General features: G+C 62.1%; 15 protein-coding genes and 1 tRNA gene. 10 read left to right on the top strand and 6 right to left on the bottom strand.

The genetic code is table 11. The annotated features are described in order from the left end of the window. Positions 1 to 19: 19 nt before the first annotated feature. The 6 genes from B5G28_RS06210 to B5G28_RS06185 all read left to right on the top strand — a co-directional run bounded on the left by B5G28_RS06210 (position 20) and on the right by B5G28_RS06185 (position 7,933). Entirely contained in the window at positions 20 to 1,444 is a 1,425-nt protein-coding gene (locus tag B5G28_RS06210; protein WP_158099589.1) for an FHA domain-containing protein, read from the top strand. Further along, on the top strand, positions 1,441 to 2,166 hold the full coding sequence (locus tag B5G28_RS06205; RefSeq protein ID WP_087246942.1) for a PP2C family serine/threonine-protein phosphatase: 726 nt from the start codon (positions 1,441 to 1,443) through the stop codon (positions 2,164 to 2,166). Before B5G28_RS06210 ends, B5G28_RS06205 begins: the two co-directional genes overlap by 4 nt. 12 nt (positions 2,167 to 2,178) lie before the next feature. After that, positions 2,179 to 2,982 carry a protein phosphatase 2C domain-containing protein gene (locus B5G28_RS06200; protein ID WP_087246940.1) on the top strand — a complete coding sequence of 268 codons (804 nt, stop codon included), beginning with the start codon at positions 2,179 to 2,181 and terminating at the stop codon, positions 2,980 to 2,982. Continuing rightward, positions 2,966 to 5,446, top strand: a complete 2,481-nt coding sequence (locus tag B5G28_RS06195; RefSeq protein WP_087246938.1) for a protein kinase — start codon at positions 2,966 to 2,968, stop codon at positions 5,444 to 5,446. The genes B5G28_RS06200 and B5G28_RS06195 overlap by 17 nt, the downstream gene beginning before the upstream one ends. A 28-nt stretch (positions 5,447 to 5,474) precedes the next feature. Then, complete coding sequence (locus tag B5G28_RS15180) at positions 5,475 to 7,490, top strand: leucine-rich repeat domain-containing protein (protein ID WP_087246936.1); 2,016 nt, start codon at positions 5,475 to 5,477, stop codon at positions 7,488 to 7,490. Positions 7,491 to 7,570: 80 nt separating this feature from the next. Then, positions 7,571 to 7,933 (top strand): hypothetical protein, encoded by a 363-nt coding sequence (locus B5G28_RS06185; protein ID WP_087246934.1) that lies wholly within the window; start codon positions 7,571 to 7,573, stop codon positions 7,931 to 7,933. Positions 7,934 to 8,201: 268 nt separating this feature from the next. Here the strand turns inward: B5G28_RS06185 and B5G28_RS06180 are convergent, their stop codons facing one another. The 5 genes from B5G28_RS06180 to B5G28_RS06160 all read right to left on the bottom strand — a co-directional run bounded on the left by B5G28_RS06180 (position 8,202) and on the right by B5G28_RS06160 (position 14,166). Continuing rightward, complete coding sequence (locus B5G28_RS06180) at positions 8,202 to 9,947, bottom strand: YfjI family protein (RefSeq protein WP_158099588.1); 1,746 nt, start codon at positions 9,945 to 9,947, stop codon at positions 8,202 to 8,204. A gap of 435 nt (positions 9,948 to 10,382) precedes the next feature. After that, a tRNA-Ala gene (locus B5G28_RS06175) sits at positions 10,383 to 10,458 on the bottom strand. A gap of 158 nt (positions 10,459 to 10,616) precedes the next feature. Next, complete coding sequence (locus B5G28_RS06170) at positions 10,617 to 12,905, bottom strand: molybdopterin cofactor-binding domain-containing protein (RefSeq protein ID WP_087246930.1); 2,289 nt, start codon at positions 12,903 to 12,905, stop codon at positions 10,617 to 10,619. Continuing rightward, the gene (locus B5G28_RS06165) at positions 12,895 to 13,374 is read right to left on the bottom strand and encodes a (2Fe-2S)-binding protein (protein ID WP_087246928.1); all 480 of its coding nucleotides are present in this window, start codon (positions 13,372 to 13,374) and stop codon (positions 12,895 to 12,897) included. The genes B5G28_RS06170 and B5G28_RS06165 overlap by 11 nt, the downstream gene beginning before the upstream one ends. Positions 13,375 to 13,377: 3 nt before the next feature. After that, positions 13,378 to 14,166: an FAD binding domain-containing protein gene (locus B5G28_RS06160; RefSeq protein ID WP_087246926.1), complete on the bottom strand. Its 789-nt coding sequence runs from the start codon at positions 14,164 to 14,166 to the stop codon at positions 13,378 to 13,380. 271 nt (positions 14,167 to 14,437) lie between these two features. On the opposite strand from B5G28_RS06160, the gene B5G28_RS06155 reads away from it, so the two are divergent. From B5G28_RS06155 to B5G28_RS06145, 3 genes are all read left to right on the top strand, one after another. Then, positions 14,438 to 14,779, top strand: a complete 342-nt coding sequence (locus B5G28_RS06155) for a LysR family transcriptional regulator (protein WP_087246924.1) — start codon at positions 14,438 to 14,440, stop codon at positions 14,777 to 14,779. After that, entirely contained in the window at positions 14,721 to 15,815 is a 1,095-nt protein-coding gene (locus B5G28_RS06150) for an NTP transferase domain-containing protein (RefSeq protein WP_158099587.1), read from the top strand. Before B5G28_RS06155 ends, B5G28_RS06150 begins: the two co-directional genes overlap by 59 nt. A gap of 338 nt (positions 15,816 to 16,153) precedes the next feature. Further along, positions 16,154 to 17,482 carry a solute carrier family 23 protein gene (locus B5G28_RS06145; RefSeq protein ID WP_087246920.1) on the top strand — a complete coding sequence of 443 codons (1,329 nt, stop codon included), beginning with the start codon at positions 16,154 to 16,156 and terminating at the stop codon, positions 17,480 to 17,482. A 279-nt stretch (positions 17,483 to 17,761) separates the two neighbouring features. On the opposite strand, the gene B5G28_RS06140 is transcribed toward B5G28_RS06145, so the two are convergent. Next, the gene (locus B5G28_RS06140; protein ID WP_087246918.1) at positions 17,762 to 19,030 is read right to left on the bottom strand and encodes an SLC13 family permease; all 1,269 of its coding nucleotides are present in this window, start codon (positions 19,028 to 19,030) and stop codon (positions 17,762 to 17,764) included. A 467-nt stretch (positions 19,031 to 19,497) separates the two neighbouring features. Between B5G28_RS06140 and B5G28_RS06135 the strand changes: the two genes are divergently transcribed. Then, a complete protein-coding gene (locus tag B5G28_RS06135; protein WP_087246917.1) occupies positions 19,498 to 19,737 on the top strand; it encodes a hypothetical protein in 240 nt (79 codons plus the stop codon). The last annotated feature ends 2 nt before the right edge of the window (positions 19,738 to 19,739 follow it).

The raw sequence follows: 19,739 nt of genomic DNA, 5'->3' as shown, positions 1-19,739 counted from the left end.
AGATGGTGCGAATGCGGTTTTGTATCTGCCGCATTCGGGAGAGATTACCGACTGCCAGGTGGGGACTGTCTCCTGCAGCGATGTGCAGGCGGCGCCGATTTCGGAGTCGGAAACGCCGGTCCGGACGCTGATTATTCTGGACAATTCGCTCTCCATTCCCAAGGATCAGCGCCCGCTCATCACCCAGCTGCTGACCAATCTGATCGGAAACCGGATGGAAGGGGAACAGTTCACCATTGTCACCATTGAGGATGACATCCACTATCTGTGCACCAATGAGAGCGATTATCTGGCCCTGAGCAGTGCGGTCAACGGCATCCAGTATCAAAACCAGGATACCCAGCTGACCGACAACGTATACCAGGCCATCCAAACCCTTTATCAGGAATCGCCAACCCAGTTCAGCCGGGTGGTGATTGTGGCGGACGGCGTGGATGACAAGGAAATCGGCTATACCAGAGCGGAGCTGCAGGAATTGATCCAGACCTGCGGCTATCCGGTCTATACGGTTGGATGCGGCCCCGACAATACCGATGAGCGCACCGCCATGCTGGACAATTTGTTCGCCCTCTCCCGCATCACCAGCGGGCAGTCTTATTATTTCGGAGATACCACAGATACCTATCAGATGGCCCAGGGGATCTGTGAATACAACCAGGCACAGCGGGTGACAATCCGGCTGCCGGCAGAGGTGTGCGACGGAACCGTCCGGGGCGTCAAGGTGGTTTGCGGCGGAGAAGAGTATACCACCCAGCTGATGATGCCGTTTGAAAGCCCGCAGGCGGGTTCGGCACCGGAGAAAAAAGAATACGCTGACACGGAACATACAAAGCCGGTGCCGGCTCAGCCGATGGCTGCGTCGGGTGTTCCGCTTTGGATGGTAGCGGCCGTTGGGGGTGGAGTGATTTTGGTTGTTGGTGCAGCGGGGATTCTGCTGCTGTTCTGCAGAAAGCGGAAAAAGAAGGCGGTTCAGCAGGAGCAAAAAGAAGAAAAAAAGGCCTCGGAAGTGGTGGAAATCCGGGATACAGTCCCGGCCATCCGGCACTGGTATGATGACCTGCCGGGCGATGGCCCGGACGAGTGCACCGATTTTGCCGCAGATACGGGCGAAAATACCGTACAGGTCTTTGGCAATGTGTCCAGGCGGACAAAGCGCCTGCGGCTGGTGAATGTGAAGAATGAGTCCCTCTTTTATGAGGTGACTTTGCAGGGGCGTATCACAGTGGGGCGGTCTGCCTCCTGTCAGATCACCATTGACAACGCCTCTGTTTCCAGGACCCAATGCGAAATTTACCAGCAGGACGGGCAGATTTATGCGGTCAATCGCAGCCAGACCAACCCCACCCGAATCGGCCGGACGGTGATGGACCATCCGACGCCCTTGAAGAACGGAACCGTTCTGACCATGGGAAAAGTTCAGATGAGAGTGGAGATGGACGGATGATGCTGCAGGGCGGAGTGTTGTGCAAAAAGGGCCTGAAGAGAAAGGTGAATCAGGACCGCGCAGAGCTGCTGATGGATGGCGACCATGCGCTGTGCTTTGTGGCGGACGGCATGGGCGGTCATTATGCGGGCGAACAGGCCAGCCGTATTCTCAACGATTTGCTGACGCGCTGGTGGACCCATTGCCATCAGCAGGCCGCACAGATGACGCCGCAGTGGGTGGCGGAAGAGTTTAAGGAGCTGTTTCGGCTCAGCGCAGAACGCATTGGCGCACTGACGCCGCACAACCAATATTGCGGGTCGACCATTGTGCTGCTCTGGGTTTCGGCGGGGCAGTATCTGCTGATGACGGCAGGCGACAGCCGCTGTTATCAGGTTCAGCCGTCTTTTTTCCATACCGAGGTGATGCAGATCAGCAAGGACGACCTCTATCACGCCCGGGGCGTGGACGACGCTTCGATGGAGGGAAAGCTGACCAACGCGATCGGATCAAACTATGAGGCGGCTCTGACCATCCGGTCGGGAAACATGGAGAAAAACACGCTGTTTGCTTTGTGCAGCGATGGCGTCTACCGGTATTGCAGCGAGGAAGAACTGGTGAAAATCTGGTCCAGGGCTGCACGGCAGGGCAAAATGGAATCCACCCTGCAGCAGGTGGATGAAATGATCTGTGCCCACGGCGCACCGGACAATTATTCGCTTGTTTTGATCCAGCGAAAATAAAAAGGAGAAACCATGAGCCTTCAGTTATCCTATGCGTGTGTCAGCCATGTGGGACGCCGGCGCAGGACAAACCAGGATAATTTGGTCTGTTCCGGCTGGTGGATGGGGCCGGAGGATCAAAGGGATCCAGTCTTTCGGGCGGGAACCCTGGAGCTGGAAGACCCTGTACTGTTTGGCGTGTTTGACGGCATGGGCGGCGGAGAACAGGGTGAACAGGCTGCTTTTCTTGCGGCCGGCACAGCGGCCCGCGCTTCGCTGGAGCTGCCGCCAAAAACCGTTTTGGAGGACATCTGCCGCCAGGCGAACCAGGAGATTTGCTCCTTTGCAGCGCAGCACCACCTCGGCGAATGCGGCACCACCGCCGCCATGCTGCTGTTTGCACAGGGAGAGGTGACCCTATGCAATCTGGGCGACAGCAGGATCTTTTGGCTGGACTCACAGCAGATCCGGCAGATTTCACAGGACCATGTGATGCCGGCGCCCTTTGGGCACAAGCCGCCTCTGCTGCAGTATCTGGGGATTCCTCTGGAGGAAATGCGGCTGTGCCCCTACTTCACCGCGCGGCCATGCTGCGCCGGGGACTGGTATCTGATTTGCTCCGATGGGCTGACCGATATGCTCTCGGCAGAGGAAATCTGGCGGGCGGCCCAGGGACCGGCGGACCAGGCGGTTCGCGCTTTGCTGGAGCAGGCGCTGGACAGGGGAGGCCTGGACAACATCACCATGATTCTGCTGAAAATCGGCGGACAGGAAAAAGGAATTGCGGAATTGCTCAAACGTTTCTTGAGGAGGAAAAGAAATGTCACAGGAAATTGAAAAAGTCTGGCCTGAATGGAAGGTGGAAAGCCAGATCGGAAAGGGGGCGTTTGGCTCCGTCTACAAAGCGGTGCGCACCGATCATGGCCTGACCAGCACGGCCGCCATCAAGGTGCTGCATATCCCGCAGGATGAGGCGGAGGTGACCAGCCTGCGCTCGGAGGGTCTGGACCTCAACGGGACCCGCACCTATCTGCAGGGGATTGTGGATGATTTTGTGGGCGAAATCAAGCTGATGGAATCCCTGAAAGGGGTTCAGAACATCGTCAGCGTCGAGGACTATCAGGTGGTGGAGCGCCAGGAGGAGCTGGGCTGGGACATCTACATCCGGATGGAGCTGCTGACCCCCTTTGACGTGTGGATCTGCAGCCACAAAATGGACGAAAAAGACGTGATCCGGCTGGGCATCGACCTTTGTACGGCGCTGGAACTGTGCGAAAAACGCAATGTCATCCATCGCGACATCAAGCCCGCCAATATCTTTGTCAATGATTTTGGCTTTTTCAAGCTGGGCGATTTTGGCATCGCCAGAAAGCTGGAATCCACCAGCGGGAATTTGTCCAAAAAGGGAACCTATAACTACATGGCCCCCGAAGTGGCCCGCGGTTCCTCCTACGACAGCCGGGTGGACATCTATTCGCTGGGCATTGTCCTGTACCGGCTGCTGAACGAAAACCGTCTGCCCTTTTTGAGCAACGAGCAGCTGATGGACCCCAACGCCCGCAAGGAAGCGCTGGAACGCAGGCTCCGGGGCGATGCGCTGCCCCCGCCCAAAGAAGCTTCCCCTGCGATGGCCAACCTGATTCTGTGCGCCTGCGCCTACGAGCCGGACAGACGATTCCGTACGGCGTCGGCCATGAAGGCTGCCCTGCAGTGTGTTTTAAACGTCAACAAGGCAGCGCAGACAGCAGGCCAGGCCGGGCCGGAAGGGCAGGCATCTGCCCGGGCCGCAGCCAGCGCCAAAACGGCCGGGCGGACCGTGTCCCATGCAAAACCGGCCGAGCAGAGCCATGCCAGCCCAAAGACGGCGGGACGGACGGCGTCGGGCGGCCAGACCCCTTCCGCGGCGGGGACCCGCACCAGAACGGCCGGGCAAAAGGAAACCCATGCCCAGGCGGCCGCCTCCCAAAACGGCCGTTCCCGCACCGCCGAGAAAACGACGCCCCATTCCCAGCCGGGCCGTCCGGCGGATCGGGAACCGACCCGCAGCCCAAAGACGGAGCAAAAGCCGCAGAAGAAAGCCGGGCAGACAGCAAAGGAACCGGGAAAGGGTGGGACGATGAAAAAAATACTTTTCGTGTTTGTACTTATCGCCGCGGCAGGCCTCTGTGTGCTGGGTCTGTCCCGGGTGATGGGGGAAAAGGGCGAAGATATCCCTGTGATTGGGGGCGTGATCGGCGAGATCAACGCCGAATCCATCCGCAAGGAAAACGTGGAAACTACGCTGGCAGACGCTGAGGCGGCCGCCGATGCGCAGGATTACCAAAAGGCGCTCAGCATCCTGGCGGCCGGGCTGCTGCAGTATCCGGACGAAGAACAGTTCGCGGACAAGCAGGCCGAATACCAGGCCCTCCTGGACCAGGAAAACAAACAGGCCATTCTGGAAGAGGCGGAGACCTATGCCGGGGCCGGTGATTATGAGTCGGCGCTGAAAACCATCCGCGCTGCCATGGAGGAAAACGACACCGACGCCGATTATCTGAGCCGGGTGAGCGATTATGCGGAAAAGCTGAAAAACAAGGCTCTGGCAGCGGCGGACCAGTACGCAGAAAATCAGGAATACCTCAAGGCCTACCAGACCGCCCGGGATGCGCTGGATGCCATTGGCTCCGATACCGAGCTGAACGTCAAAACCAATCTCTACGAACAAAATTACGTGGAGGATGTGCTGGCGCAGGTGGATGGCCTGGTGCAGGCCAAGGATTACAGCTCCGCCCGCAGCATCCTGGATGCCGCGCTGAAAAACGTGCCGGACAACCAGGACCTGACCGCCCGCCGGAATGAAATCAACGCACTGCAGCCGGTTTCGCTGTCGTCTGTGTCGGTGCTGAACGGGGGCTGGACCTGGAACGATGTGGCCCCCGAGGACCCCTTTGGGAACGATTATTCCAGCGCCATGAATTACGCTGTGTTCCAGCGGGGAGAAAACACCTACTACGACACCAGATCGTACGAAGAAGGATACGGAAACTATGCGGAGTATCGCGTGTACGGCAAATACAGCACCCTGACCATGACCCTGGCGCCCTACAAGGAGACCGGGGAGAACTGCAGCGTGTGGGTGCAGGTTTATGCGGACGATATGCTGGTGCAGACCTCGCCCCGCATCACCCGCAAGACCGATGCCATGACCCTCAATGTCCCGATTGCCAACGCGGAGTATATCAAGATCGTGGTCAACTTGTCGGAAGATTATCCGGACTATGGCGCGCTGATTATGTCGAATGTTCAGCTGTGGCCGTGATGGCGGATGGGAGGAGACAGAAACCAAGATGAAATTTTGTATGGAGTGCGGCGCTCAGGCCAGCGACGAACAAAGGTTCTGCAGAATCTGCGGGCACAAGTTCCCTGAGATGGACCAGCAGGCGGACGACGCCGGGGATGAAACCGAACTTGTGATGGAGGGTTTCCAGGACGGGGAGGAGGACTTCACCCAGGGCGTGCAGTATGCCTCGGGGGGCGGCTGGGCGGCTGCGCCGGGCCAGACCACGGAGGAAGATGCCACAGGGTATGTGCCGCTTGACGGGATGTATGGCACAAAGCCGGAGCCGGGCGAAGCCTCTACGGTCTATGTCCCGCAGGATGAGATGGACATGGACGGGGCGACGGAGTATGTCGGGGATCAGGAGCCCGAAGCGTGGGACAACCTGGAGGACCCCGGCCAGGAACCTGTGTCAAAGCCTTTGCCGCTGGTGTGGATCGGCCTGGCGGCGGTGCTGGTGGTGTGCGTTGGCGTGGGCGGCTGGCTGCTGCTCCGCGCACCCCGGGCGGAAGGCGCCATTCAGATTGCAGGCCAGACCTATGAAGTCTCCCAGACCGATGCGCTGACGGTGGAGGACCCGGACAGCCAGGACTGGGAAAACATCGCGGCGCTGACCAATCTCCAGTCGCTGACGGTGATGGGAGACGGCGCCCGCTCGACGGTGGCGGCGGATCAGCTGGAGCTGCTGGGCGGGCTGCCCGGCCTGACGGCTCTGGAGCTGGACGGCGTGCAGCTGGAAGACCCGGATCAGCTGGACCAGCTGGAAAATCTGGAGGTCCTGGCGATTCGGAATGCGGGCCTGGACAGCGCCCAGTGCGCCGGACTGCCCGAGCTGGACAACCTGACCGCCCTGGATCTGGCAGGCAATGACATCCAGGACTTGACCTTCCTGAACAAATACCCGGACCTGACCGAGCTGGATCTGTCCGGCAACGAGGTTCTGGATTATACGCCCCTGTCTGGCTGCTCCAATCTGCGCAGCCTGGCAGTGGAGCGGTGTCAGGCAGGGGTGATCGGCGGCCTGGACGCCCTGCAGGAGCTGTCGGTGGCAGGGGAGCAGGTTGAAGATGTCCCCGGTTTCGTGGAGCAGCAGAAAAACACGGTGGAACTGTACGACTCCATCATGGAGTGGTTCGAGGAGGATGACTTCGACACCATCGAGGTGGCCCTGCAGGAATACGCAGCGGGCGAAGATGTGCTGTACGCCAACGGATGGTTGATGGACCTGGGCAGCGGCTGGGAAGAAATCCGGAACGCCCTGCCCGAGGATGCCGTGCGAATCGTTTCGGATGCAGACGGCGTGTACTGCGGCCAGATGAAAGCGGATCAGCGCTCCGGCCAGGGAACCCAGTATCTGCCCGAAAGCAACAGCTGGTATCGCGGCAGCTGGGCCAATGACCGGCCCAACGGCGCCGGCAGCTACTACAAACCGCTGGACGACGGGAGAATCCTGGAATTTGCGGGCGCCTATGCAGACGGCTACGAAGACGGAGCCATGACCTTGATCATCCACGAGGGGGACAGCGTTCAGAGCGTAGCCTATACCGCGGAGCGGGGCACCCGCGCCACCCTGCAGAAACTCTCGGATACACAGTATGCGTTTGCCTGGGTGGATGGAACCTATTGGTATGACACACAGCCTGCAGGCCATGGCGTGGCCATGGATGGCATTGCCTATCAGCAGGAACAGCCGGCGGCGGGAGAGATGCCCGAGACAGAAACCCAGCAGACCGGGGACAGCGCCAGCAGCACCGGTTCCTCCGGCGGCAGCGCCAGCAGCAAGGCCGCCAGCAAATCCAGCTCCGGCAGCGCCGGCAGCAAGGCCAGCGGCGGCAGTTCTTCCACTGCTCCGACGGCTCCGGCCCAGCAGAGTACGCCGGCTCAGACCCCGGCCGCGCCCGCGCCGGCGGCTCCGTCGCAGCAGACCATGCCGGCCATCCCGGATATTACAGGACAGGGAGACCTGCAGGACATGATGCAGGACGCAGAGGCCTATGCCCAGCAGCTGCTGGAGGGCCTGCAGTAAAGATTGGTGTTAAGTTCAAGAGAAAATATCGCAAAACCGTAAAAAACACAAAATAACTGCAAGAAAAGGGAGTTTTTCAGATGAAAAAGAATGATGGAATCATGATGCCCGATCACTACATGGTCATCGGGGAGAACGAAATGCAGCAGATCGAGGGCGGCGCTGTGACCACCTGGAGCCTGCTGAACTTCATTTCCTATATGCTCAGCGGCCTGAGTGTTTCCTTTGGCTCGGGCAACAACCACGTCAACACCGACACGGTGGCGGTTGCCTCCCAGGCATCCACCAGCGCTTCCAGCGGCCGCGGCGGCGTGATGACTACGGTGGCATCCACCGCAGCCCATTCCAACGTGGATACTGTTTCGAGAGGCGAATACTTTAACTGGGGCGCCAACTTCAACCTTGGCGGCATTTTCAGTGCCCTGGTGCGTCTGTTCATGTAAGGAGACAAGGCTGCCCCTGTGGACGGCTTTGGGTTCAAAGCAATGCGTGCGGTTTTCATGCAGGCATAAAACGCGGTTGATGATACTCTCTCTTGTCTTTTCATAAAAAAAGCTGCTGCATGGCAAACGCTGTGCAGCAGTTTTTTTGTATGCCGGCGGCGGGAAATTCCCTCTGTTCCCGGGTTCTTTCCGGGGGAGCGGAAGCGGATTTTGGACGATATGGCGTGTGAAACGGGGCGTCATTCCCTGATTCCGCCCATTCCGGGGGTCAGGCCCCGGCGGAAGGCCAGAGGGCCTCGGGATTGAGCCAGTAGCGGGTGACCGGCCGGGTTCCGGTCAGGGGAGGCTCCACCGCCCTGCGCAGATAGCCCCGGCGGATCAGTTCTTCCAGGGGGGCGGTGATCTGCTCTGAGTTCAGCCGGCGGCACAGCCGCAGCACCTCCGACTTGGTGTAGCTGCCCTGGCGGCCGGCGGCCAGATGCTGCCAGACGTAGCCGGCGTCCAGCAAAAGGGGGCTTTTGACGGCGCCCGCCGCGGTGAGCCCCCACATGGAGTGGGCCAGAAAGTACCGCCCGATCTGGATGGCCGACGCCATGGCGGACCCGGATACCAGTTCAGCGGCGGCGTCCTCCCGGCAGGTTACGCAGTGGAGGATGCCGGCGATCCGCATCACCTGCCCGTGGAACTTGCCCGCCCAGGATTCGATATCCGCCAGGCGGCCGGGGATGGCGTGTTCCAGTTTGTGGTAGAAGGCCTGGCTTTGGGCCAGGGCCTGGTCCCCCAGCCGGATGACGGACGGGGCAGGGTCGGGGCTGACCGACAGCTCCAGCAGCCGGGTGATGCAGCCGGCATACCGCTGGCGCACCTGGGGCGGGACGCCCGGGGTATCGAAAGCCCGCTGCCCCACCAGGGATGCCGGCAGGCTGTACAGAAACCGGGCCAGCAGGCCCCGCTCGCTGAATACCTTGTTTTGGGAGACCTGCTGGAGCACCTGGGGCTGAACCATCAGCATCAGGGTGGCGGCGGGATGGTCGATCTGTTCGGAGGAACGGCCCTTGCGGTCCACCCGGATGGGGTCCCCCGAATAGGCCTTCAAAAAGCCGTCCAGGTTGGCCCCCTGGCCCGAGGCATACAGCCCCGCCAAAATCTGAAACAGCCCGCCCTCGGCGCTGAACAGGGCCATGCGGCCCCCGTGGCGGGCCAGCAGGGACAGAAAGGCCTCGGGGGTGGTGTCGTCGGCCAACAGGCGATAGGGAACCTCCTCCTGGATGTCGTTCAGCTGGGCCCGGGCCTGGGCCAGCTGGGCCGCCTCAGGGGAGGGCTTGGACGGGTCGGCGGCACGGCTCAGCTTGTCGCTGAGAAAGGCGATCCGCTTTTCCAGCACCGCCCGGCGGGTCTGCGCCTCCTGAAGGACGGGGGCGCGGCGGGCCTGTTCCGCCCGCTCAAAGGCGTACAGCGGGGCGGTGACCTCCCGCAGGACGGGGCTTTTCCGCTCCGAGGGCCGGGCCACCGTCAGCAGATAGAGATTCAGCGGCTCGGTCCAGTCGGGCTTGACCTCCAGCGTCCAGCGCCCCTGGACCGCCGCCGCACACACCCCCAGCACCGCGGAGGCAACCATGTCCTCCGCCACCTGGATGCTGGCCGCCACCGCCCGCACATACTCCCCCAATACCGGCGGCAGCGCCCCGGTGGGAAAGACCGGCAGCCCCTGGTTTTTGTCCGGGGATTCCATGGGGTCCAGGGGTTCAAACCCCATCTTCTGGGCCAGCTGGGGCGAGATGCGGCTCCAGCGGCAGGCGTAAATCTGGCTGTCCTGCAGAGCCCGGCTGAAATCAGCCTCGGACAGATGGTGCCGGTCCAAAGCGGCGGCACGCATCATCTGGATGCGCTGTTCCATCACCGGGTCGGGAGCCTGCAGCGCATAGAAAAAGCTCTCGGCCGACAGTACGTTGTCGGGGGTGGTGGATTCCATCCACAGCAGATACTGTGGGTCGTTCATGTAGGTGATATCCATGAAACCTCTCCTTTCAGGCGGCTCGGGGCCGCGATGTGTTGGCTTCAGGATACCACTGCCCGCCGGGGGGAGAAAGTGTGTCCTTTTGGCGGGAATTTTCTGCGCTTTTTTCCGGCCTTGCAGAGGCGCAGGCGTGAAGGGGCGCAGGGGCCGCTGGAGCTTTCTGCCCCGCACCGGCGGCTGGTTTGGCCCTGGACGCCGCCGCGGCCGGGCGGAGGGCAGAAGGTTTCCCGTTGGCCCCTCGCCATGGGATGGGCGCCGCAGGAAAAGCGGGCCAGGAATTTGGGAAACAGGGAATTTGCCCTGACTTTGCGCGATCGAACGCATAAAAGCCGGGTTTGCCCGGCGGGAAAAGTCTCCCGCCCGGCGGGGAATTCCCGCCCGCCGCGGGCGGCACAAACAAAAAAACACCCGCTTCGATTGAAGCAGGTGTCTTGGTGGAGATAAGCGGGATCGAACCGCTGACCTCTTGAATGCCATTCAAGCGCTCTCCCAGCTGAGCTATACCCCCATATTCTTGACGGTCTTGGGTGCTGTGCACCGGCGACGTCAGTTATTATAGCAGAGATGGGGGTGATTTGTCAAGCACTTTTTTGAAAAAAGTGGAGAAACAAAAAACAGACGCAGAAAGGCCGGAAACCGTCGTCCGGCTTCCGGCCTGAGGGTGGGTTATTCCAGTCCGAGAGCGATTTTCTCGGGGCTGATGGGGATTTCCCGGTGCCAGACCCCGGTGGCCCGGTAGATGGCGTGGGTCAGAGCAGGGGCGGGGGTGTTGATGACGATTTCGCCGATGGACTTGGCGCCGAAGGGGCCGGTGGGCTCATAGCTGTGCTCAAACTCCACCCGCAGATGGCCCATGTCCAGACGGGTGGGCACCTTGTACTGCAGGAAGGAGGAGCCGATGGGCCGGCCGTTGTGGTCGTACTGGACGTCCTCCATCAGGGTGTGGCCGATGCTCTGGACGATGCCGCCCTCGGTCTGGATGCGGGCCAGGGCCGGGTTGATGGGGATGCCGCAGTCCACCACCGCCATGTAGTCCAGGATGGTGACCTGGCCGGTCTCCTTGTCCAGCTCGATCTCCACCATGCCCACCATATAGGGTGGGGGCGAGACGGGGGAGGAATGGGTGGCGGTGACCTCGGCGGCCTGGGTGTTGAACACCTGGGACTTATAGCCGATTTCCTCCAGAGTCAGGGTCTGGCCGGTGGAGAGGCGGCGCACCTGTTTGCCCTCAAAGACGATCTCGCCGGCGTCGCAGCCCATCATTTCGGCGGCGATGGCGCAAATTTTGGTTTTGAGCTGGGCGCAGGCCTGTTCCACGGCCTTGCCGGTGATGTAGGTGGTGGAGGAGGCGTAGGAGCCCGAGTCATAGGGGGATGCGTCGGTGTCGGCGCCAAAGACGGCGATGTCGTCCACGCTGCAGTCCATGCACTCAGCGGCCATCTGGGCCAGAATGGTGTCGCAGCCGGTGCCCATGTCGGCCGCGCCGATGATCAGGTTATAGGTGCCGTCCTCGCTCAGCTTGAGGGTGGCGGAACCCACGTCCACGTTGGAGATGCAGGAGCCCTGCATGGCCATGGCGACGCCCGCCGCCCGGACTTTGCCGTTGCCCATATCCCGCACCGGGTACTTTTCGTCCCAGTGGAAGATCTGGCGGCAATGCTCCATGCAGCGGTCCAGGGCGCAGGCGCTGGCGGTCTCGTTGTAGTAGGCGGGCATCTGCATCCCTTCCCGCACCATGTTCCGGTCCCGCAGGACGGTGGGGTCGATGCCCAGCCGCTCGGCCAGCTCGTTGACGGTGGTTTCCAGGGCGTAGATGCCCTGGGTTGCGCCGTAGCCGCGGTAAGCGCCCGCGGCCTGCAGGTTGGTGTAGACCACGTCGTAGCTGAAGCGGTAGGCCTCCAGGCTGCCGGTGTAGAGGGGGATGGACTTGTGGCCCGACAGGCCCACGGTGGTGGGGCCGTGCTCGCCGTAGGCGCCTGAGTTGGACAGGGTATACAGGTCGATGCCGCGGATGCGGCCGTCCTTGTCGGCGCCCAGCCGGACGTGGATCTCCATTTCGTGCCGGGGGCTGCCGGCGATCTGGGCTTCCTCACGGGTATAGATCAGCTTGGCGGGCCGGCCGGTCTTGAGGGTGACAAAGGCAGGGTAGACCTCACAGACGGCGGTCTGCTTGGCGCCGAAGCCGCCGCCGATGCGGGGCTTTTCCACCCGGATGCGGCTCTTGGGCAGGCCCAGTGCCCGGGAGAGAATCCGGCGCACATGGAACACGATCTGGGTGGAGGAAACCACGTGGAGCCGCCCGTAGGCGTCCATCTCGGTGTAGGTGCGGAAGGTCTCCATCATGGCCTGGCTGTAGGCCTTGGTGTGATAGGTGCGGTCCAGCACGATGTCGCAGCCGGCCAGCACCGCGTCGATGTCGCCCGAGCTGTTGGTGTCGCTGGCGATCAGGTTGCGGCGGTTGTCGCCGCCCACCGGACAGGGGGCCACCCAGTCCTCCTCGGGGTGAACCAGGACGGGGTTGTCCAGGGCGGTGTGGGGGTCCAGCACCGCCTCCAGGACCTCATACTGCACCTTGATGATCTTCATGGCCCGCAGGGCGGCCTTCTCGGTCTCGGCGGCCACGATGGCCACCGCATCCCCTACGAACCGGACGTGCCGGTCCAGAATCAGGCGGTCATAGGGGGAGGGCTCGGGATAGGTCTGGCCCGCGATGGTAAAGCGGTTGTGGGGCACATCCTGCCAGGTGTAGATGGCCACCACGCCGGGCACTTTCAGGGCGGCGGCGGTGTCGATCTCCTGAACGATGGCGTTGGCGTGGGGCGAGCGGAGGATTTTCACCACCAGGGCGTCCCGGGGGGTGACGTCGTCGGTGTAGACCGGCTTGCCCAGCAAAAGCTGCATGGCGTCCTTTTTGCGGACGGGCTGGTGGATGGAATGATATTCTTTATGCTCCATGGCGGCTGTCTCCTTTTTCCCTGCGGCTGTCCAGATAACTGCGGATGCCCCGCAGCTGCCCGTCGTAGCCGGAGCAGCGGCAGAGATTGCCGGCCAGAAAGGCGCGGATCTCGTCGTCGGTGGGGTCGGGGTTTTCCCGCAGCAGGGCGATGGTGTTCATCACCAGGCCCGGGTTGCAAAAGCCGCACTGGTCGGCGCCCTGGTCGGCGATGAAGCCCACAAAATCGGCGGCCTCCTCCTGCAGGCCCTCCAGGGTCTGGACGCTGTGGCCGGCGGCCCGGGCCGCCAGCATCGAGCAGGAGAGGATGGGCTTGCCGTCCATCAGGACGGTGCACAGGCCGCAGTTGGAGGTGTCGCACCCCCGCTTGACGCTCAGACAGCCGTGATCCCGCAGAAAATCGATCAGCAGGCAGTCGGGGTCGATGGAGCCGGTGACGGGCCGGCCGTTCAGGGTCAGTTTGATTTCCATGCCTTACATACCTCCCAGCTCCAGCGCCCCGCGCCGGACCAATACGTTGACAAGATGGGTCCGATAGGCCGCGCTGCCCCGGGCATTGCTGCCGGTGGGGACCTGTTCGGCGGCCCATGCCCCAAAGGCCCGGGCGCTGTCCTCAGTGATGCCCCCGGCCAGCAGACCGGTTTCATCCCGCAGGACCATGGCCTTGCCGGGGCGGGCCCCGATGACGGCCCGGTATGCTCCGTTCACGTTTGCCACAGCGCAGTTCAAAACGGGCAGGTCGGTGCGCTGTATCCGCATGGCCTGATACGACAGGGCCAGCGGCGCTTTCCGGATGATGACCCGCACCAGCAGATCCCGGTCATAGGGCATGGCGGCAAAGGTTTCCAGCGGGACGACGCCCCCCTTGTACAGCTCCACCGAGGTGTCCATGGCCAGCAGCAAAGTCAGCACGTCCGAAAAGCCGAACCGGCCCCAGACGCTGCCGCCCACCGTGGCCATATTGCGGAACTGGACCCCCACAATGTCCTGAACAGCCCGGGCGGCCATGCCGTGGGTGTAGGCGTTCAGGCCGGGGTGCTGCTCGATCTGCCGCAGGGTGACCATGGCCCCGATGGAAAACTGGTCCCCGGTCTCCTGGATGGCATCCAGCCCCAGACCGCACAGGTCGATGGCGGTGCCCACATTGCCGGTCTCCATCTTGGTCCAGAGCATCCCGCCCAGAATGCGGGCGTTCCGCTTCTGGTTGAGCTGATAGGCCTCCTCCAGGCTTTGGGCCTGGACGTAGTTTTGAATGTTCATCATGATGCAGTTTCCCTTATCTTTCACGGACGGCTGACGATTTTTCGACAAAACAGCCGTTTTTCAGCGATCATACTCATTTATTATAACAGTAAGCCTTGCTTTTGGAAAGGGATATTGTTATAATTTCGCTGTAGTTTTGAAACAACAACGGCGCGGGGCCTGCGCCCTTCCCGCAGGGAGGGCGATCCCCCGGCAAAGCCGGCGGCCCGGGGGTGATTTTGACCCTGTGCGGTGCTTTTTGGGGCGGCGGGCCGGCGAAAGGGAGGCAGCCATGCGAGCGGTGACGCGGATTCTGTTTCTGGATGAGGACGGAGAGAAATTCTTTGGGGAAGGGCCCTGCCGCCTGCTCCACGCGGTGGAGGAGACGGGGTCTCTGCGGGGTGCGGCCCAGTCCATGGGGATGGCCTACACCAAGGCCCTGAAACTGATCCAGCACGCCGAGAAGGCCTTGGGTTTTGCCCTGACGGCCCGGACGGCGGGCGGCCGGGCAGGCGGCGGCAGCTGCCTGACCCCCGAAGGAAAGGAGTGGCTGACCCAGTATGAAGCGTATCGGGATGCCTGCATCCGTGCAAACCGCCAGCTGTATCTGGAATTCTTTCCGCAGCAGCGGTAAACGCCACCTGATCCTCACCGGCAGCCGGGGCATCGGCAAAACCACCCTGCTGCACGCCCTGGCCCCGGAGGGGCTGCCGGGGGTGACCACCTGGGTCCAGCGGGGACAGGGGGTATTTTTAAAGGAAAACGCCGCCGGTGAAACGGTGCAGATCGGGCGCGTTGCCCCGGAGGGGCTGCGCCCTGACCCGGACGCCCTGAATGGCTTTGGGGCGGCGGCCCTGGCCCGGGCCGGACAGGCGCCGGGGGAATGGGTCTCGGTGGACGAGGTGGGGTATCTGGAAACCGGGTCCCCCGCCTACTGTGACGCCCTGCGGGCTCTGCTGGATCAAAAGCGGGTGCTGGCGGTGGTTCGCCGGCAGGAGCTGCCCCTGCTGCAGGAGCTCTGCCGCCGGCCGGATGTGTTCTGCCTGGACCTGGATCAGCCCCTGGGGCAGCTGGGCTGCGTGGTCATGGCCTCGGGGCTGGGCCGGCGGTTCGGCGGCAATAAGCTGCTGGCCGGTCTGGAGGGCAAACCTCTGGTCCAGTACGCCCTGGACGTCACCGGCGGCCTCTTTGCCCGGCGGGTGGTGGTGACCCGCCACGCCGATGTGGCAGACCTCTGCCGGGCCCAGGGAGTCCCGGTGGTTCTGCACAGCCAGCCCCACCGCAGCGACACGGTGCGCCTGGGTCTGGAAGCCCTGAACGCCGGTTCCGGCCTGGACGGCTGCCTGTTCTGCCCGGGAGACCAGCCCCTTCTCACCCGGGAAACGGTGCTCTCCCTGGCCCTTTGCGGGGCCTGCGCCCCCGGCCCCATCTGGCGGGCCGCCTGGCAGGAGAAACCAGGGGCTCCGGTTTTGTTCCCGGCCTGGGCCTTCGAGGACCTGATGCACCTGCCCCAGGGCAAGGGGGGCGGGGCGGTGATCCAGAGGTACCCTGACCGTGTGCGGCTGGTTCCGGCCCGCAGCCCGCAGGAACTGGCCGACGTGGACCGTCCCGAGGATCTGGAGATGCTCCGGGCCCTGGGGAAGGGCTGCCCCGAACCCGACCCAATCTGAAACGAGTCCGCCTGTCTGTGCCGTCTCCGGCCGGAACGGGCGGATTTTTTTGGCTGAAAACCCAGCCGGAAGGGAATTGATTTTGCAGCGTGTTTTTTCCGTGCCGGCCTTTGGACGGGCCGGGAACCGGAGGGGAACGGGGCTTTTTTGAAAAAAACTGGGATACATCCCGGCCCCGCCGCCCCGGGGAAAACCGGCCCGGCAGGCGGGAATTGGCAGGATCTGGAAAAGTATGACTCATAGGTATGACCTATTTTGGCCTTGCTTTCCTGCGTATTTTCGGATATACTGTCCACTGTTGGTATTTTTGGAGTAACTTTGGAAAGTGAGGATATCAAATGAGCAGTTCCACTCAAACCAACGCCGAACTGATGAAATTCGACGGCAAACCCTCCTGGGGTGCGGCGTTCCCGCAGGCCATGCAGCATGTGCTGGCCATGCTGATCGGCAACATCACCCCGCCCATGCTGATTGCAGGCACCTGCGGGCTGTCCGCCGAGGAGAAGATTATGCTGACCCAGGCCGCCATGATCATCGGCGGCATCACCACCCTGCTGCAGCTGTTCCCGGTGTTCGGCTTCGGCATGAAGATGCCCAACGTCATGGGCGTGGCCTTCGCCTATATGCCCATCCTGACCATCATCGGCCAGCAGTACGGCATTGCGGCCATCTTCGGCTCCCAGCTGGTGGCAGGTTTCGTGTCCATCTTTGTGGGCGCGTTCATCGGCAAAATCCGGCGCTTCTTCCCACCCATCGTCAGCGGCACGGTGGTTATGAGCATCGGCCTGTCCCTGTATAAGACCGCCATCAGCTACATTGGCGGCGGCAGCGCGGCCCAGGCCAACGGCACCTTCGGCTCGGGCAAGTTCTGGTTCCTGGCCCTCCTGACCCTGGTGGTGACCCTGGCCTGCAACTTCTTCGGCAAGGGCCTCATCAAGGCTTCCGGCATGCTGATCGGCATTGTGGTGGGCTACATTGCGGCCCTGGCCATGGGCGGCGTGGTCAGCTTCACCGACCTGCAGACCGCGTCCTGGTTTGCACTGCCCCGTCCCTTCTACTTTGGCCTGGAGTTCCACGTGGACGCCATCATCATGATGATTCTGATGTACATGGTCCAGGCGGTCCAGACCATCGGCGATGTGTCCTCCACCGCCATCGGCGGCTTTGGCCGTCAGTGCACCGACCAGGAGCTGGGCGGCGCCATCAAGGGCCAGGGCATCTGCGGCATGATCGGCGCCTGCATCGGCGGTCTGCCCACCGACCCGTACAGCCAGAACGTGGGCCTGATCTGCACCACCAAGGTGGTGGCCCGCCGGGTTTTTGCCATGGTCGGCGTCATCATGCTGGCCGCCGGCATCTTCCCCAAGTTCAGCGGCCTGATGGCTACCATTCCCCAGCCGGTTCTGGGCGGCGCCACCGTCACCGTCTTTGCCGCCATCACCATGTCGGGCATCCAGCTGCTGAATGAGCAGCCCCTGAACTACCGCAACCGGATGATCGTGGGCATTGCCCTGGCCCTGGGCCTGGGCATTGACGCCGCCCCCGATATCCTCCAGTTTGTGCCCCAGCTGCTGCGCAACATCTTCGGCAGCAGCCTGGTGGTGTCCTTCCTGATTGTGTTCGTGCTGAACATCATCATCCCCAAGGACGACACCCCCGAGGACTAAAGAGTATTTCCAGAGCGCAGGCCTTTTGCGGGGCCTGCGCTTTTTTTGCCGGGTGCCGATGGCGGAAAAGCGCCCGCCGGGTGATGCGATCCCCTCTGCAGGGGGCTGGATGGCCTGGGGGCCGCCCGGGTGCAGACGCCTCCGGCCGGGGCCCGCCGGCACGCGCACAGCATCCATGGGCCCGCCCCGGAAGGGGCCGGGCGTCCCGGCGAATCAACGCATAAGAAAAGAGCGCAGGCCCTGAAAAGGTCTGCGCTCTTTGTGCCGTTGGGCTATGAATCAGTGGAACATCACCCAGATGTAGATGTAGGCGGGGATGATAGCGGCCAGGGTGAAGGGGATGCCGATGCGGAAGAAGTCGCTGCTCTTGACCTCGTAGCCGGCGCGGCGCAGGATGCCGGTGCCGGTGATGTTGGCGGAAGCGCCGATGGGGGTGCAGTTGCCGCCCAGCGTAGCGCCCGACAGCAGGCCGAAGTAGAGGACGGTGGGGTCCACGTTCAGGGCAGCGGCCAGGCCGGTGACCACCGGCAGCATGGTGGCCACATAGGGGATGTTGTCGATGAAAGCCGAGAACAGCATCGACGCCCAGACAATGACGGTGTAGATGACGAACAGGCTGCCGCCGCCCATCTGGGCCAGCAGGTTGGCCACAGCGTCCACCACGCCCATGTGGGTGATGCCGCCGATGACCAGGAACAGGCCGAACAGCAGGCCGATGGTCTCAAAGTCGATGGCCTTGACGGGGCTGATGGCCACCGAGAAGTCCCGGGTCTTGAACAGGGTGTAGATTATGCCCACCACCAGCAGGGAGGTGCAGATCAGACCGTTGGTGATGTCGGGCTTGTTGGGGATGAAGGAGGCCGAGATCAGCAGAGCCAGCATGATCACCAGCAGATAGGTGGGGACAAAGTCGGTGACCTTGGTGCGGGTGGGAGCCTTGGGGATGGGGTTCTTTTCCTTGCGGAACAGCCAGGCCAGAATCAGGGCAGAGGCCAGGGCGCCCAGCTCCACGGACCAGAAGATGCTGGGACGGCCGCGGTAGAAGAAAAAGTCCAGGAAGTTCATGTTGGCGTAGGAGCCCAGCATGATGGCGGTGGTGTCGCCCACCAGGGTGGCCGCACCCTGCAGGTTGGAGGACACCGCCACGCCGATGATGAAGGGGACGGGATTGGTCTTGAGCCTCTTGCAGATCTCCATGGCGATGGGGGCCACCATCAGGACGGTGGCCACGTTGTCCACGAAGGCCGAGATAACGCCGGCGAACAGAGCCAGCGCCACGGCAGCCATCTGGACGTTGGGGACCTTTTCCATAATGAGGTCGGCCAGCAGGGCGGGCATCTTGCTGTCAATGAACAGCTGCACCAGGCCCATGGTGCCGGCGATCATCAGCAGGACATTGAAGTCGATGGCGCCCACAATCTCGTTGAAGGGCAGCATGCCGGTGGCGATGAAAATGACGGCCGACCCCACGGCAATATAGGGCCGGTATGCGCTGAACATCAGCATCAGCGCATAGGTGACGGCGAATAGGATCAAGGCGTAGATCATGGGAATACCAACTCTCTCTTTCCGGCCCGGCGGGCCTCGCAATGTGCTTGGTCGTGGCGCCATATCCCAAAGGAATACGGGGCCTTCATCCGGCGCGCAGCGGCTGCTTTGCGCCACGGAAACGTCAGTGAATATGGTACAATGAAACCCGCGAAAAGTCAAACGAAATGAGGGGCGGAATGATTCAGAAATGGACAAAATGGGATGGCGCCTGTTTTTGCGGCATGACAGCGTCGTTTTGATTTGGAACACCGCAGCCGGAGGGAAATCCGAAAGGGGACAAGCGGGGGAATCCGGGCGGATCAGGACACTTTTTCCAAAAGAGACAGCGGATTCTTTGTACAAAAATCCCTTTGATTTCTTGGATGGAATGACCTATAATAACAGATACAACGTGTAGCTTCCATGCGTAATTCCGGTTGCGTGGAGGCTGCGCGTTTTATTTTTTGGAAAGAGAGGGTCATTCAATGAAACGTGTGCAGGCGGCCTGTATCTGCCAGACGCTGCGCTTTTTGCCGAAGGAGGGCTGGAACCGCAGCGAGTCGGCGGTCCTGGTGCGGCAGGAAGTGGAACAATACAAGAAAAACCTGGAGCGATACCATATTCTCCACAGGATCGTGGAGGAGCAGGAACAGCCGGATGGGTCCATCCTGGTCAAAATCATCCGGCAGTACAATGCCAGCCCGGTGGGAAACTATCTGGACTGAAA

This window comes from Faecalibacterium sp. An77 (genome assembly GCF_002161315.1).
Classification (GTDB): Bacteria; Bacillota; Clostridia; order Oscillospirales; family Ruminococcaceae; genus Faecalibacterium.
This window is presented reverse-complemented; position numbering and strand designations above follow the sequence as displayed.